The organism is Mesorhizobium sp. B2-5-13 (assembly GCF_006440535.1).
In the GTDB taxonomy this organism is placed as follows: Bacteria; Pseudomonadota; Alphaproteobacteria; order Rhizobiales; family Rhizobiaceae; genus Mesorhizobium; species Mesorhizobium salmacidum.
In genome coordinates this window covers 517878-532812 of sequence record NZ_VFUI01000001.1, presented here as the reverse complement: position 1 = coordinate 532812, position 14935 = coordinate 517878, and the positions used below count along the sequence as shown (strand labels likewise).

Here is a 14935-nt window from a genome sequence, read left to right as displayed (position 1 = left end):
ATGGCCACGGGTCTCGACAGCCGTCATATCCAGCCGGAACTGCTCGATCATTTGCCTCCCGACGATCCCAAGGCGATTGGCTCCCGGCGTGACCTGATTTGGATAAATTCGCTGATGTTTCAACACGCGATCATGTCCAGCCTCCTGAAGGCAAGCGTGCGCGAGGGTTCGATCAGAATCTTGGAAGTCGGGTCCGGCGACGGTGCGTTCATGCTCTCGGTTGCAAGGCGCCTCGCCAGGAAGTGGATCGACGTGGAGCTGGTCATGCTCGACCAGGTTGACCTCATCACCGACCGGCGGCGCGCCGATTTCGCGGCACTGGGCTGGCGCGTTGAAACCGTCACCGACAATGTCTTCGACTGGATCGCAAAACCCGGGGGTGACGCGTACGACGTTGTCTCGGCCAATCTGTTCCTGCACCACTTTTCCGACGCCGCCTTAAAGACACTCTTCGAAGCCCTGCGCCGTTTGGCACCGGTGTTCCTCGCCGCCGAGCCAAGCCGAAACGTTGTCGCCTTGAAAGCATGCTCGCTCCTGCGCCTTGTCGGTGTAAACCAGGTCACCATGCACGATGCGGCGGCAAGCGTCCGCGCAGGTTTCGCTGGCAAGGAACTTTCCGGCTTGTGGCCTCTCGGTTCCGCGCAGCAGTGTGAAGAACGCAGGATTGGCCCGTTTACCCACGCCTTCCGCGTTTTCCCCAAGGAAGGATTTGCGCGATGTACGATGCCATCGTCATAGGTGCCGGTCCAAGCGGCTCATCGGCAGCCTTGGCCTTGCGCGGCCAGGGTCGTTCCGTGGCCATCATCGAAGCAAGCGAGTTTCCACGCCGCAAGGTCTGCGGCGAATTCATGTCGGCGGTCAATCTGGAGCTGTTGGACCGTCTGGAGGCGGGCGTGGCGGTTCGCACCAAGGCAGGACCGGAAGTCAAGCGGGTTGCGTTGTTCGCGTCGGGCCCTGGCATACAAGCAGGCATGCCGCGCGCCGCCGGGGATGCTTACGGGCGGGCGCTTGGACGGGACGTTCTGGATGGCATCCTCTTGGACGCGGCGCGCAACGCCGGAGCCGACGTTTTTCAGCCGTGGCGCGCGGTGGAGATCGCCAGCAATGGCGATCGTGCCATCGTCCGGATCGCCAACAAGGACGGTCAGACAAGTCTTAGGGGGCAGGTGGTGATTGCGGCGCATGGCTCCTGGGGCCGGGGCAGGTTGCCGACCAATCTCCCAAAGAGCAGCGCGGCCTCCGATCTGTTTGGCTTCAAGGCCCATTTCAGGGGAGCTTCGCTCGCTCGAGACCTCATGCCGCTCCTGGTGTTTCCGGGCGGCTATGGTGGCATGGTGTGGGCGGATCAGGACAGGATATCGCTGTCGTGCTGCATACGCCGCGACGTGTTGGCCAGGCTGCGCAAAAAGGGCGGTGCCACGTCAGCAGCCCAAGCCGTTCACGCGCACATACTGGCATCGTGCCCGGCGGTGGTTTCCACGATCGGCGACGCCAGCCTCGAAGGTGAATGGCTTGCCGCCGGTCCCATACGTCCGGGGATGCGCCCACGATTTGCCGACGACATATTTCGGGTCGGCAACATCGCCGGCGAGTCCCATCCCATCATCGCCGAAGGCATCTCCATGGCCCTGCAGTCCAGCTGGCTTCTCGCTGGCGAATTGGCAAGGTTCGAACAATGGGACCGGACGGCACGCCTCGCCGTCGGCAACCGCTATTCAAGAGCGTGGAGCCGGCAATTTGCCACTCGCATTCATGGGGCCGCACTGTTGGCGCGCATTGCCGTCCTCCCCAGATCCAATACGGCGATGAAGGCGTTCGTGGGGTGGTTCCCGAATAGCCTGACCTTAGGAGCCAGATTGTCCGGCAAGACGAAAGCCTTGCCTGCCCTCAGCCATCCGTAAGGGCTGAAGCCGGCCGGACGCCTGGAGGAATTCGCCGAAGCGCTCGAGCCAAATCGGCAATTCAGCAGGCACACGGTTCGTGGCGTATGGCTGCCCCCTGCTCACGGCGGCACCATCCGGAAATCCTTGCCCTCGGGCAGCAATTGCCCGCCATCGACGACAATGGTGGTGCCGGTGATGTAACTGGCGTCGTCCGAGGCGAGAAACAGGAAGGCGTTGGCCACGTCGCGCGGGCTGCCGAGCCGGCCGAGCGGGATCGAATCTTCCATGTTCTTGATATAGGCGGCGCCGCGATGCTGCTGGATGGCTTCGGTAAGGATATTGCCGGGCTCGACGCCGTTGACCGTGATGCCGTAGCCGGAGAACTCCAGCGCCGCAGCGCGAATGAAGCCGTTGATGCCCGCTTTCGTCGCCGAATAATGGCCATGGCCAGGGCTGGTGACATGCGGGCCGGTGATGGAGGAGGTGTAGAGCATGCGGCCAAAGCGCTGCGCCTTCATTGGTACCAGGGCCGCGCGGCTGGCATTGAAAGTACCGCGCAGGTTGACGGCCATGACGCGGTCCCAGTCGTCGGCACTGGTGTTTTCGATCAACTGCCAGGGATAGATGCCGGCATTCTGCACGATGATATCGAGGCGGCCGTGATGTCTCAGCGCCAGTGCCACCGCGGCCTCAGCGTCTCTCATTTGCGAGATGTCGGTGCGGATGAAGGGGACACCGAGTTCATCCGCACTTGCTTGCCCGGCCTCCTCCTCTGTATCGGCCAGCACCAGCCTTGCGCCTTCTTCGGCGAAGCGCAGTGCGATGCCCTTGCCGATGCCGCGCGCGCCGCCGACGATCAACGCCACCTTGTCTTCCAGTCGTCCTGTCATGCGAGCCGTCCTGTCATGCCAAATCCCCACCTCACGCCAATCCCCCTCACGCCAGTCTTTGGCGAATGGTTTGCTTGAATGCGTCGAGCAACACCGCTGCCAGAACCAGCAGGCCGTGGATGACCTGGGTGAAGTTGGCGGGCAGGCCCATCAGGTTGATCGCCGTGTTGATGGCAGAGAGCAGGAGCACGCCGGCATAGACGCCCGGCAAGGTGCCGACACCACCCTTCAGGCTGACGCCGCCGATGACGACCGCGGCAAAGGCGTTGAACAGAAGGCCAACGCCCAGATTGGCCGTGGCACCCGAGGTGCGGATCGCCAGCAGCCAGCCGGCGAGCCCTGCTATGGCGCCGGCGAGCACGAAGGCGATGATCAGGTTGCGGTTCACCCGGATGCCGGCGCGGAAGGTCGCGGTTTCATTGCCCCCGATCATCACGAGGTGCCTGCCGAACGGCGTCTTGGCCATGATCAGCGAGAAGACCACGAAACAGGCCACCGCGATCCAGGCGGTAAGCGGCAGGCCGATCAGGCGTTGGATGCCGAACCAGCGGATGGCAGGTGCCAGATCCTGGGCCGAGCGACCGCCCGAAATGACCAGCACCAGACCGCGCACCCAGATGTAGGAAGCGAGCGTGATGATGAAGGCGCTCATCTTGACCTTGACCACAAGATAGCCGTTGAAAGCGCCGATGAGGCCGCCGACGGCCAGCGCCAGCAGCAGCGACACCGGAACCATCAGCCATTCCGGGTGCAATTGGACGCCGAGGCCGATGCCCGAGGAACAAAACAGGATGCCCACCGCCATGGCGCTGAGCGCGGCGACGGATTCGACCGACAGGTCCATGTGACCGGCAATGATGACCAGCGCCAGGCCGATCGACATGACGCCGAGTACGCTCGACGCCTCGATGATGTTGGCGAAGATGCCGAGCTGGAAATAATTCGGGATGAACAGCGAGAAGACGACCAGGACAAGGAGCAGCATGAACCAGACGAGGTTGTCGAGGACGAACTCCAGGGCTTTGCGTGTGCGAGGATTCATAAGTCGATCCGGTTGGCGTGCGCAATCAAGGCCGTAGAACATTGCCTGCGTCTCATTCGATACGGACAGGGAAGGGCTCCGGGCCGGGTATGGCCCGGAGCGGTTGGGCCATCTGTCTATTCGACCGGCTTGACCGTATCGGTCGGCGGCTTCTGGTTGCCCCAGAAGGCCGGATTGTCGACATTCTCCTTGGTGATTGCGGCGCCCGGGATCTTGATGTTCGGGCCCCAGGCTTCCTTGGTGACGGTCGACTTCAGGCCAAGCACATCGTATTCGCCGGGCTTGATCTCTTCCTTCTTGACGACCTTGTCCATGAACATGGCGACGGCCGCGGCCTGTGCGTAAAGTGGCTGCTCGACCTCGACGTTGAGCCAGCCCTTGCGGATCAGGTCGAGACCGACCGGCGCGCCGTTCGAACTCATCAGCATGACGTCACCAGGCTTCTTGCCGGCGGCCTCGAGCGAGGCGACGGCGGCGACCGACAGGTGTGCGGCATGGCTGAAGATCAGGTCGATGTCGGGGTTGGCCAGCATCTGGTCGGCAACGATGGTGCCGGCATTGCTGGCCTCCCATTGCATGGCAGGCAGCGAGATGATCTTGACGTCCGGGAACGCCTTCATCTTCTCTTCAAAACCCTTCTGGATGTCGAGCGTATAGGGATCGCCGGGATCGCCAAGCACCTGCAAGACCTTGCCCTTCACCGAGCCGTTCTTGGCTTTCAGAAGCTTTTCGGCCTGGTCGGCGGCGACGTAGCCGATCTCGACGGTACCCGCGACCGACGTGAAGTCGGACGGCGTCGACGTGATCTGGCGGTCGAACTCGACCACCGGAATGCCGGCGGCGCGCGCTGCCTCGATCGACGGTTTCAGCGCATTGAAATCGACGGCGGCCAGGATGATAGCCGCCGGCTTCAGCGCGATGACGTCGTTCATCTGTGACTGCTGGGCGTCGGTCTTGTTGTCGGCGTTCAGCGTCTTCATGTCGTAGCCGGTCTGTTTCAGGAACAGCTCCAGCGCGCTCACCGAGCCAGTCTGGAACTCGTCGAGCAGTGTCGGCACCATGTAGTAGACAATACCCTTGGACTGCGCGAATGCCGGCGTGAGTGTGGCAAAAGCCAGTGCCAGGATACCGAAGACAGCAAGAAGTATTCGCTTCATGTCGTTGGCTCCCTGTTAAGCCGGACCCCTCTTTGTCCCTCAGCCCGCCGGTCCGGCACCGGCAAGCGTCTCCCCGGTGATCATGTTGATCACCGCGTCGGGACTTGTCTTGTTGCGTGCGACATCGCCCGCCACGACGCCTTGCCGGATCACCACGATCCGGTCGGCGACCTGAAAAGCCTGCTGCATGATATGGGTGATGATGACGACGCCGATGCCCTGGCTCGCCACCTGGCGGATCATGTCGAGGCCGCGCCGCGTCTGCTCGACGCCAAGTGCGGCGAACGGTTCGTCGAGCAGCACCAGCTTGCCGCCCCAGTGCACGAAGCGGTTGAGTTCGATGGCCTGCCGCTGGCCGCCCGAGAGATGCTCGACATTGGTGCGCAGTGAAGGAATGCGGGTACCGGCGCTGGCCAGCGCTTTCCCGACGACGGCTTCCATGGCACGCTCATCGAGCACGGGAATGCCAAGCACCTTCCTGGTGATCTCGCGGCCCATGAAGAAATTGGCCACCACGTCGACATTGGTGCAGAGCGACAGGTCCTGGTAGACGGTCTCGATACCTGCCGCCTTGGCTTCCGCCGGCGACCGGGCCAGGAACTCCTTGCCCTCGAACAGCATGCGGCCGGAGGTCGGTTCGAGACCGCCCGCAATGATCTTGACCAGCGTCGACTTGCCGGCGCCATTGTCGCCGAGCAACGCTACCACCTCGCCCTTGCCGATGGAAAAGCTGATCCCCTTCAGCGCTTCGATCGCGCCATAGTTCTTGGTCACGTTGTCGAGCACCAGCAGGGGTTCGCTCATGCTGCAATCTCCCCGGCCGAAAGGATGTCGCGGCCGCGCCCGCGTTCGGCGGCGAACATCTGGCCGAAGCGTGGCGACAACACCCCGGAAACGGCGAGTGCCGCCGCGCCGCGCAGCACCGCATGCTGGCCGCCGCTGGCGACGACGACGCGCGGCGTCTTGCGGTCCGCGCGGGCCGAAACCGAATTGTGCAGCGGTTCGGCCGCGTCTGCCAGGCGTTCGAGCAACTCCGATGCCGCCAGGCCGCCGAGCACGACCGTCTCTGGGTCGAAGAGGTTTTCGATGATGGCGATGGTGTTGCGGAAGATCGGGCCGACCTGCGCCACCCAATCGGCGTCATTGCCGGCCCGGCGGCCCCGCGCTTCAAGCGAGAGGTAGCGCTCGAGGCAGCCTCGGTTGCCGCAGGGGCAAAGCTCGCCTTCGGGGACCATGGGAATATGGCCGATCTCGCCCGCATTGCCCCAGGCGCCGCGCAGAACGCTGCCGTCATGCATCATGGCGCCACCAAGCCCAACGCCGAAATAGAGATAATAATAGTCGGAATGGCGGGCGCCGATGCCATAGAGCCGCTCGCCCATCGCGGCGGCGGCCATGTCGCTCTCGAAGAACGCCGGCAATCCCGTCGCGGCCGTCAGCCGCTCACGCAGCGCCACGTGCTTCCAGCCGGTCATCGTGGTCGGGCCGACAAAGCTCATGGAGTCCACGTCGAACGGGCCGGGAAGGGCCATGCCGATGCCGATGACGCGGCCGCCGGGCCGTTTGCCCGTCAGGTCGCGGACCATGGCGCCAATCTGTTCGAACGCATGATCGGGCGCCGGGTTGTGCGCTTCGCGACGTGAACTCTCGATGACGTCGCCGCTGAGATTGATCAGTGCGGCGTCTATTCCAAGCGGCGTCAGGTGGATGCCGACGGCATAGCCGCCTTCCGGGTTGATGCGCAGCGTCGCCGGTGGCAGGCCACGGCCCTTCGGCTCTTCGCGCACGGACAGGATATAGCCCTGTTCCTCCAGTTCGCGAACGATGGTCGATACGGTCTGGACGGTGAGCCCGACATGCCTGGCGATGTCGCCACGGGCGATCGGGCCATGACGGCGGATGGACTCAAGTACGATGCGCCGGTTGTACGGCCGCCCGAACTCCTGGTTGGTCCCTCGCAATGCCATGCCTTGCGCCCCTGCTTGACGTGAGGTTCGCATCAAATATTTATTCAGTCAAATGGAATTCAAAAATAATCCGGCACGCGGACCGAGCTGCCGACTCCACGGCTTCTCACCTTCGATGTGGATTAGGGATGAGACTAAGAAGCGACGGTTTGCGGTCCTGCCGTTGGCGGATGGCCGTCAGCAGTTTGACGACGTGCGGAGACTGCTTGGCGAGGGAGAGGCGTGGCTGGCCGGTGGTCCCGATTCACCCCCCGGCGGGCGGTTGCCCTTGCTAAAGATATTGCGCGACTTTCCTGCCGACGGTCAGGAAGCGCAGCGGATCGATCGCCTCGCCATTGTGCCGCACTTCATAATGCAGATGCGGGCCGGTCGAGCGTCCGCTGCTGCCGGTCTTGCCGATGACGGCGCCGGCATCCAGTTTCTCGCCGACTGTCACGTCGATTTCGCTCAGATGCCCGTAACGGGTGGCAAAGCCGTTGCCGTGATCGACTTCCACCATGCGGCCATAGCCGCCGTTCCAGCCGGCCTTGGTCACGATGCCGGGCGCGGTGACCTTGGCGGGCATGCCGATGGGCGCCCTGAAGTCCATTCCCGAATGCAGCGCGGCGGTGCCGAGAAGGGGATCGGTACGCACGCCGAACGGGCTGGTGACGGAGTGGCCAGGGGCGGGATTGGCGAGCGGCAGCCGGCGCGCTTCCTTTTTCAGCTGATCGAGCGTGTCCAGCGCCTCGTCCAGTTCCTTGACCTTGCTGTCGAAGATCATCGAGGAGTCGAGCGGGATCAACGGTCCGCCGACATCGCTTTCGTTCTTGCCGAAATCGCTGTCGACCGGCAGTCCGGCCGCCTGCAGCGCCTGCTGGATGGCATCTGCGCTTTTGTAGGCGTTGTCCGCGAGCGTGCTGATGCGGCTGAGCTGATCATTCTCGATGGATTTCAGCGACTGGTTGATCGAGACGAACAGCTTGTCGGCACGATCGGCGGATGAATCGCTGGGCAGCGGATCGGCGCGGGTCGACCACAAGGAGAAGGGCCTCGTGTCGGCGCTGCCGAGGTCGGCGCCCAGGCCGGCGACCGCGTAGGTCTGCGCGGGCTGGTTGATGCTGCCGGTCACCTCGGCGCGCTTGTCCGGCTTGGCGGTCGCGGCCGGATCTTCCGCCGGCACCGTTCCGACGTCGTTCTCGGCACGTTCGAACAGCGGGCCGAGACGGCCATGCCGCTGGCTGAGCTGTGTCTGGCGCTGAAGCAGTTCGCTGACCTTGGTTTCCATCAATTGCTGGTCGAGCAACTGCCTGCTGGTGATGCGGTCTACCTGGGCGCGAAGCGCCGAAATGCGGTCCTCGTAAGCCTGCTGCATCCGCGCCTGGCGCGCGGTGGTGGCGCCGATCAGGTCGTCACGCAGCACAAGATAGGATGTGGCCAGGAGATAGCCGATGGCAATGGCGGCGAGTCCCGAACCGATGAATGCCGCGAGCCAGGGCCGTATCGTGAAGTGCCTGATCTCGTTACCCCGTGCGATGATGACCGTATGGAGTTCCTTGCGCCTGCCGAAGACTGCGGACTGACCGGTTACGTTCACGGGACCAAGCTTTCGTTTACGACACCACGACAGCCTGACTACACATTATTAGGGTTAACAAAGGCTTGCTGCGTCGCGCCGAATGCAGGCAGCGCGCGCAAGAGGTTGCATGAAAACCGCCGGGGTACGGCCGCCATGTCGCGAAATCGTTGGTGATGAGCACCAATGCTCCGCCAGCAGTGGCCTGTCGCCCGCAGAGCAAGACTTGGGTTTCTTAACTGTCTTCGATTGCGATTAATTGACGTTTTTCGAGTAAAGGCGTGCTGGTACTTCGGATTCACCGTGGCGGTAGGGATGCTGAACGATCTGATTGGCAAGATCCTCGACAAGATTTCGGCCACCAGTCTGCTGGCGACCGGGCTTTTGCTGCTGACTGCCCTTGTCAGCGCACTCGTGGCCTATTGGCGCACGGTCGAGGAGAAGAGCTGGAAGGAGTTCTTCGAGTTCGTCATCCCGCATGAGGTCATCACCCATCCCTCGGCGAAGGCCGACCTGCTGTTCTGGGTGACGAAGAAGGCCCTGATGCCTTTCCTGATGCTCCCCGCCGGAATCGTTTTCGTCACGGCGGTGGGCTACGGGACCAACTGGCTGTTTTCGACACTGTTCCAGTTTCAGCCGCCTCTGATCGAGGGGCCGGCAGGGCCGGTGACGGTGCTGATCTTCACCGTCAGCATGCTGCTCGCCTACGACATCTCCTATTATCTCTATCACGTCGCCCAGCATCGCTATCCGCTGCTTTGGGAACTGCACAAGGTGCATCACTCGGCCGAGGTGATGGTCGGGATCACCAAAGACAGGGTCCATCCGCTGGACGAGTTGATGAACCGAGCCTGGGACGGCCTCATCGTGGGGCTGTGCTTCGGCATCTGGTCGCTCATTTCGCTGAACCTTGTCGAACTGACCGTCTTTGGCGTCAACGTCTATGTCATGCGTAACATACTGATGATGGATTTCGTCAGGCACACGCATTTCAAGATCTCGTTCGGCCCGCTCAACAATTTGATCCTGTGTCCGCATTGGCACCAGTTGCATCACAGCGTCGATCCGCGCCACTACGACAAGAATTTCGGGCTGCTCTTCTCGTTCTGGGATCGGCTCTTCGGAACATTGTGTGTGCCGAGGCCCGACGAGGACTTCAAGTTCGGGCTGGTCGACCGCGATGTGCGTGACTACCAGTCGCTCGCCGGGCTCTACGTCATGCCGTTGAAGCGGATGTGGGGGCATATCGCCAGGCGCATGCGGCCAGGAAAGCCGCGGCCAAGAACCGCGCGGTCATCGGAAGGAACACGGCCATGAACGCTCCCGTTGTGCTCGCGATCCCGCGGACACGCACCTTCGAAGTCGTGACATCGGCGGTGCGCCTGGCCGAGATCGCACCGGCCTGGAGTGCGCTCTGGCAGCGGGCTGGCGGGCTTGTCTTCCAGCATCCGAACTGGATTGCGGCCTGGTGGCGCACCACCCCGCATCAGGAGCGGCGCGCGCTCAGGATCGGGCTTGCCTGGAACGGTGACCGGCTCGATGGCGTGATAGCGCTCGCGACCTTCAGGCGCTCCGGCATCCGCATGCTCGAATGGGCGGCGAAGGATCACAGTGACTATGGCGACGCGCTGGTTGCACCCGACAGCGACCCGCGAGCGATCTCCGGCCTTTGGCAGTATGTTTTTGACCAGGGCGGCTTCGACCTGATCTATCTCAACCGTCTGCTGCCGGATGCCGGTGTTCATGCCCTGTTGGGACCGGCCCATGGCAAGGCGCTTCGGCGCAACCACCGCACTGAAATCAGCTATCGTGTTGCGGGTCCCTGGCAACGTGGGGCGGAATGGTTCGAGACGTTGTCCAAGAAGGGCCGGCAGAACTATCGTCGTGGCCGCAAGTCCATGGAAGAGAGCGGTGCATTGCGTTTCCGGCTCCTGGATGCGGGGGACCCGCGCGAGCCGGTGCTCGAGCGGGTCGCGACGTTGAAGCGCCTCTGGCTCACCCGGCATGGTCGGGCCTCGGATCTATTCGATAAGGGCTCGCCAGTTCTCTCCGCGCTTATTTCGGTGCTTGCCGACCTCGGGCTGTTGCGCATCTTCGTGCTGGAGCTTGACGACACGATCGTCGCCGTCTCGATCAATTTCGAGCAGCACGGCACGATGATGGCTTTCGTCACCACCTACGATCCCGAATATGAGCGCGGCTCGCCGGGTATGGTACTGATGATGGACTATATCCAGTGGTCGTTCGACCGCGGCCTTGGCACAATTGATTTTCTCTGCGGCGGCGAGGATTTCAAGCGGCGCTTCGCCACGCAATCAGTCACGCTGTCATCGATGATGGGCGCGCGCGGCCTGCGTGGTCATCTCGCAGCGCTGGCCGATCATGTGAGCCATGTTTCGAAATCCTCGAGGACTGGGCGGCAGCCGAAGGCCGAGGCACCTGACGAGTAGCGACCATAATTGTCGATTGCTTTGGTGGGCTTCGGCGACGCTCAAAGCTCGCGAACAGCTTCCAGCACTGCCTCGGCATGGCCCTTGACCCGGACCTTGCGCCAAATTCTGGCGATCCGCCCGTCACGGCCGATCAGGAACGTCGCGCGCTCGACACCCATGTATTTGCGGCCATACATCGATTTTTCGACCCATAGATGGTAGGCCTCGATCACCTTGCGCTCCTCGTCGGCGGCAAGATCGATGGTGAGATCGTATTTCGACTTGAACTTGTCGTGTTTCTTGGCGCTGTCGGGCGACAGGCCAATGACGACGGCGCCGGCCTTCTCGAATTCCGGCTTCAGCTGTGAGAAGCTGATCGCCTCTTGCGTGCAGCTTGTCGTGTCGTCCTGCGGATAGAAATAGAGCACGACCGGCTTGCCGGCGGATGCGGCCAGGCTGAGCGATCCGCCGCCGTCCCGCGGCAGATCGAATTGCGGCGCGGGATCGCCTACTTCCAGGTCAGCCATATCGATGCCCTTGTTTACGGTTACGCGCGAAGCCACACCGATATAGTGTCGAGCGGGGATTCGTCCACGAGCGAGTTTGTACAACGGAAGATTGCGTGGATCAGGACCAACCGCAGCACGAGAAGATCCGGTTCAGGCGGGACGAAATCACCGACCTGGGAGCCTTGCCGTCCGCGTGCCGCGTCCCGCCTCTCGGCCAGGCGGCGATCGGCCGCGGCTTTCGCATCCTTTCGCGCGTGTTTGCCGGCGTGGTCGCATTCATGCTGCTGGCCGCGGTCGCCATCTATCTCATCGGCCTTTCCGGCATCGGGTCGGACAGGCTGCGCGTCGAGGCGGAGAGCGCCATAGAGAGGCTGGCGGGCGTCGACGTCAATGTCGCGGTCGGGCCAGCCCGCATCACTCTCGACAGTTCGAGTTTCGTCGCCCTCCAGGTGAGCGATGTCAGCCTGAAGACATCAGACGGCAAACCGATGGCGGATGCCGGTCGTGTACGCTTTGGCGTGCGTCTCGTGCCGCTGCTATGGGGTGAGGTGCGATTGACCAGCGCCAGGATCTCCGATGCCCGCATCGTCATGGCGGCGATGCCGTCCGGCGGCGACTGGACCGCGGCGCTGCGCAACGAGAACGGCCTCGTCGATCCGGAAAAACTGTCGGACGCGGTGTTCGGCAACATCCATCGCGCGCTCGACGCCGTGCGGGAGGATTCGATGCGCCGCATCGATCTCAGCAATGTCGAGTTCGTGCTGCCCGACGCCGGATCGATCAGACTGGTCAAGATCGCCGACGCCACCGTCGTTCAGTCGGGGCCGGGCGGCATGGAGTTTACCTCCGAGGCGGATGTCGACGGCAGGACAGTCACCGTTGCCGCCTCCGCCACCCGCGATATCGCCGCGCATCGGGTGATAAGCCTGGATGCCAGCATCAATCTGGCGGATGCCGGTGATACTGCTGCCGGCTCCGGCAGGCTTGGTGCCGTCGCATTGAAGCTGACAGGATCGGAAGGCTCAGGTGCCACCGCATCACGCTTGATGGCCGCCCTTTCGTCCACCGGGTCGGTGCTGGATCTTGGCACGCGCGGGCTGCTGCCGGCGGATGCCGATGTCAATGCGACGCTGGTCCACGGCTCCAACAAGATCCAGGTGGACAGGTTGCTGCTGAAAACTGGCCGGTCTTCATTCGATTTCGGCGGCTCGATCGGGCCAAAACCGGCAACCGGGGTGGCGGGCGAGGAACCCTCCTACCGTTACGACCTGACCAGCGACGGTTCGACCTTGGCGCCATCGGAATCGCCTGAGCCCGCGTTGATCTTCCTGGCGCGGATCGCCGGCGTCTACCAGCCGCAAAGCCGTAAACTGGTGGCCGAGCAGATCGCGGTTCGGTCCGCCGGTTCCGGCGAGGTGCTTGGCACCGCGGCGATGCAATTCGTCGACGGCAAGGCTCCTGGGATCAATCTGGCGCTCAACATCCATGACATGCCGGTCTCGCATGTCAAACAGCTGTGGCCGTGGTTTTCGGCGCGCAATGCGCGGCTCTGGTGTCTGGACAACCTGTTCGGCGGCCGTGTGGTCGACGCCAATCTCCAGTTCCAGGTGGTGCCGGACCGCCTCGGCAATGGCGTGCCGCTTTCAGCCGACGAGGTCTTTGGCCGCTTCCAGATCGAGGGGGCGCGTTTCGACACGGCCGGCCGCATTCCGCCGATACGCGACGCGGTGGGCGTCGTCGGATTCCACGGCAACGACGTCGATATTTCGTTGTCGTCGGGCACCGTCTTCATGCCCAGTGGCCGCGTGGTGGCGGCCAGCAACGGGGCACTGGCCGTCAAGGCAGCCAACCGCCCGCCGGTCATCGGCGCTCTCGATATCGACGTTGCCGGCGATGCGTCAGCCGTCGCCGAACTTGCATCCTACGAGCCGATCAATGCCATGCGCCATGTCGGCATTCTGCCCGAGGACCTTTCCGGCGGCGTTACCGGCCATGTCAAAGCGGACATTCCGCTGCAGTCGGGCGTCGACACCGCGAAGCTCGATTGGCTGGTGTCTCTCGACTACACCGGCCTGTCCTTGGCCAAGCCGTTCGAGGGACAGGCCGTGACCGATGCCGATGGCTCGATCACCGTCGACCCGCAAAAGGCTGTCATTTCGGCCAAGGCATCGCTGAATGGCATTCCGGCCGAACTCGATCTCGTCGAGCCGCTGGCGGATGACGGGCCGGCGCGCAGCCGCAAGGTAGCCCTGGTGCTCGACGACAAGATCCGCGCCGCCGCCATGCCCGGCTTGACGCCGCTGCTTGGCGGAACGGTGAAGGTCAAGATCGACAAGAGCGGCAGCGGCAACCAGAATGTCTCGGCCGACCTGACCAATGCCAGGCTGGACATTCCCTGGGCCGGCTGGAGCAAGGGGACGGGGGTTCCCGCCAGCGCCACATTCGTCATGACCAAGTCCGGCGACACCACGACCCTGTCCGACTTTGAACTCGACGGCAAGACGTTCTCCGTCGACGGCAGCATCGTGCTGGTCAACGGCGCCTTGTCTTCGGCCAAGTTCAGCAAGGTCACCTTGAACAGGGGCGACGACGTGGCGGTTTCGGTGAAGCGATCGGGCAAGAGCTATGCGGTCGACATCATTGGCAACGCGCTTGATGCTCGTTCGCTCATCAAGCAGTTCACGTCCGATGTGGACACTGCAACCAAGACGACGGGAACAGACAACATTTCCGTCAGCGCCGATGTCGATCAGCTGACCGGTTTCCACGATGAGCAACTGTCCAACCTGAAGCTCGACTACAGTGCGGCTGGTTCAAGGGTCAACGGACTGAAGGTCAGCGCGACGGCGAGTTCCGGCGCAGCCATCGCCATCAGCAACACCACCGGCGACGGCAGGCGCTCGCTCAACGTGCAGTCGGCGGACGCCGGCGCCATCCTTCGATTCCTCAACATCTATGAGCACATGGAAAGCGGGTCGATCACGCTGGCGCTGACGGGGGCCAGCGACGGACCGATGAAGGGCAAGGTCGACACCAGCAACTTCTTCATCGTCAACGAACCCAAGCTCGCCTCCATTGTCTCGACCACGCCGGCCGGCGACAGCCGCAGCCTCAACCAGGCGGTGAAGGGCAAGCTCGACACGTCGCGGGTGAAATTCGAACGTGGTTACGCCGAGATCGACAAGGGCAGCGGCTATCTGAGGCTGACCAATGGCGTGCTGCGTGGCCCGCGCATCGGCACGACGTTCCAGGGCATCCTCTACGACCAGAACAACAATATGGACATGACCGGCACCTTCATGCCGGCCTACGGCCTCAACCGCATTTTCGGCGAACTGCCCATCGTCGGCGCGCTTCTGGGCAATGGCCGCGACCGCGGCCTGATCGGCGTCACGTTCCGGCTCAGGGGCAATGCCAACAAGCCGGTGCTCGACGTCAACCCGCTGTCGGTGATCGCGCCGGGGATATTCAGGTCGATCTTCGAATACCGGTGAGGGGTA

12 protein-coding genes are annotated in these 14935 nt (G+C 63.1%); 5 read left to right on the top strand and 7 right to left on the bottom strand.

Annotated features, from left to right (window positions below; translation table 11 throughout):
- Together FJ434_RS02680 and FJ434_RS02675 are read left to right on the top strand one after the other, a co-directional pair.
- Positions 1-738, top strand: coding sequence for a methyltransferase domain-containing protein (locus FJ434_RS02680; protein ID WP_140749592.1), 738 nt, complete (start codon positions 1-3; stop codon positions 736-738).
- Positions 717-1901: an FAD-dependent monooxygenase gene (locus FJ434_RS02675; RefSeq protein ID WP_140715135.1), complete on the top strand. Its 1185-nt coding sequence runs from the start codon at positions 717-719 to the stop codon at positions 1899-1901. The genes FJ434_RS02680 and FJ434_RS02675 overlap by 22 nt, the downstream gene beginning before the upstream one ends.
- 101 nt (positions 1902-2002) lie before the next feature.
- Here FJ434_RS02675 and FJ434_RS02670 read toward each other — a convergent pair whose 3' ends face one another.
- The 6 genes from FJ434_RS02670 to FJ434_RS02645 form a co-directional block, all read right to left on the bottom strand.
- Entirely contained in the window at positions 2003-2773 is a 771-nt protein-coding gene (locus tag FJ434_RS02670; protein WP_140749595.1) for an SDR family oxidoreductase, read from the bottom strand.
- A 46-nt stretch (positions 2774-2819) separates the two neighbouring features.
- The gene (locus FJ434_RS02665; RefSeq protein WP_140506428.1) at positions 2820-3815 is read right to left on the bottom strand and encodes an ABC transporter permease; all 996 of its coding nucleotides are present in this window, start codon (positions 3813-3815) and stop codon (positions 2820-2822) included.
- A 116-nt stretch (positions 3816-3931) separates the two neighbouring features.
- Complete coding sequence (locus tag FJ434_RS02660) at positions 3932-4972, bottom strand: sugar ABC transporter substrate-binding protein (protein WP_140506426.1); 1041 nt, start codon at positions 4970-4972, stop codon at positions 3932-3934.
- A 39-nt stretch (positions 4973-5011) separates the two neighbouring features.
- Positions 5012-5776: an ATP-binding cassette domain-containing protein gene (locus FJ434_RS02655; RefSeq protein ID WP_135864119.1), complete on the bottom strand. Its 765-nt coding sequence runs from the start codon at positions 5774-5776 to the stop codon at positions 5012-5014.
- On the bottom strand, positions 5773-6939 hold the full coding sequence (locus tag FJ434_RS02650; RefSeq protein ID WP_140749598.1) for an ROK family transcriptional regulator: 1167 nt from the start codon (positions 6937-6939) through the stop codon (positions 5773-5775). Before FJ434_RS02650 ends, FJ434_RS02655 begins: the two co-directional genes overlap by 4 nt.
- 271 nt (positions 6940-7210) lie before the next feature.
- Positions 7211-8515 (bottom strand): M23 family metallopeptidase, encoded by a 1305-nt coding sequence (locus FJ434_RS02645; protein ID WP_140749601.1) that lies wholly within the window; start codon positions 8513-8515, stop codon positions 7211-7213.
- Positions 8516-8809: 294 nt separating this feature from the next.
- Between FJ434_RS02645 and FJ434_RS02640 the strand changes: the two genes are divergently transcribed.
- Together FJ434_RS02640 and FJ434_RS02635 are read left to right on the top strand one after the other, a co-directional pair.
- Positions 8810-9811 carry a sterol desaturase family protein gene (locus tag FJ434_RS02640; RefSeq protein ID WP_027143647.1) on the top strand — a complete coding sequence of 334 codons (1002 nt, stop codon included), beginning with the start codon at positions 8810-8812 and terminating at the stop codon, positions 9809-9811.
- The gene (locus FJ434_RS02635; RefSeq protein WP_140749604.1) at positions 9808-10944 is read left to right on the top strand and encodes a GNAT family N-acetyltransferase; all 1137 of its coding nucleotides are present in this window, start codon (positions 9808-9810) and stop codon (positions 10942-10944) included. Before FJ434_RS02640 ends, FJ434_RS02635 begins: the two co-directional genes overlap by 4 nt.
- A gap of 41 nt (positions 10945-10985) precedes the next feature.
- Here the strand turns inward: FJ434_RS02635 and FJ434_RS02630 are convergent, their stop codons facing one another.
- Positions 10986-11453, bottom strand: coding sequence for a peroxiredoxin (locus FJ434_RS02630; protein WP_140506416.1), 468 nt, complete (start codon positions 11451-11453; stop codon positions 10986-10988).
- Between the two features lie 95 nt (positions 11454-11548).
- Here FJ434_RS02630 and FJ434_RS02625 point away from each other — a divergent pair, with 95 nt between their 5' ends.
- Positions 11549-14929, top strand: a complete 3381-nt coding sequence (locus tag FJ434_RS02625; RefSeq protein ID WP_140749607.1) for a DUF3971 domain-containing protein — start codon at positions 11549-11551, stop codon at positions 14927-14929.
- Positions 14930-14935 lie beyond the last annotated feature (6 nt).

Bases quoted from the DNA above. Each gene is read 5' to 3' on its own strand.
- FJ434_RS02670 (WP_140749595.1), bottom strand. From the start codon at position 2,773: ATGACAGGACGACTGGAAGACAAGGTGGCGTTGATCGTCGGCGGCGCG.
- FJ434_RS02665 (WP_140506428.1), bottom strand. From the start codon at position 3,815: ATGAATCCTCGCACACGCAAAGCCCTGGAGTTCGTCCTCGACAACCTC.
- FJ434_RS02680 (WP_140749592.1), top strand. From the start codon at position 1: ATGGCCACGGGTCTCGACAGCCGTCATATCCAGCCGGAACTGCTCGAT.
- FJ434_RS02675 (WP_140715135.1), top strand. From the start codon at position 717: ATGTACGATGCCATCGTCATAGGTGCCGGTCCAAGCGGCTCATCGGCA.
- FJ434_RS02650 (WP_140749598.1), bottom strand. From the start codon at position 6,939: ATGGCATTGCGAGGGACCAACCAGGAGTTCGGGCGGCCGTACAACCGG.
- FJ434_RS02640 (WP_027143647.1), top strand. From the start codon at position 8,810: ATGCTGAACGATCTGATTGGCAAGATCCTCGACAAGATTTCGGCCACC.
- FJ434_RS02630 (WP_140506416.1), bottom strand. From the start codon at position 11,453: ATGGCTGACCTGGAAGTAGGCGATCCCGCGCCGCAATTCGATCTGCCG.
- FJ434_RS02660 (WP_140506426.1), bottom strand. From the start codon at position 4,972: ATGAAGCGAATACTTCTTGCTGTCTTCGGTATCCTGGCACTGGCTTTT.
- FJ434_RS02655 (WP_135864119.1), bottom strand. From the start codon at position 5,776: ATGAGCGAACCCCTGCTGGTGCTCGACAACGTGACCAAGAACTATGGC.
- FJ434_RS02635 (WP_140749604.1), top strand. From the start codon at position 9,808: ATGAACGCTCCCGTTGTGCTCGCGATCCCGCGGACACGCACCTTCGAA.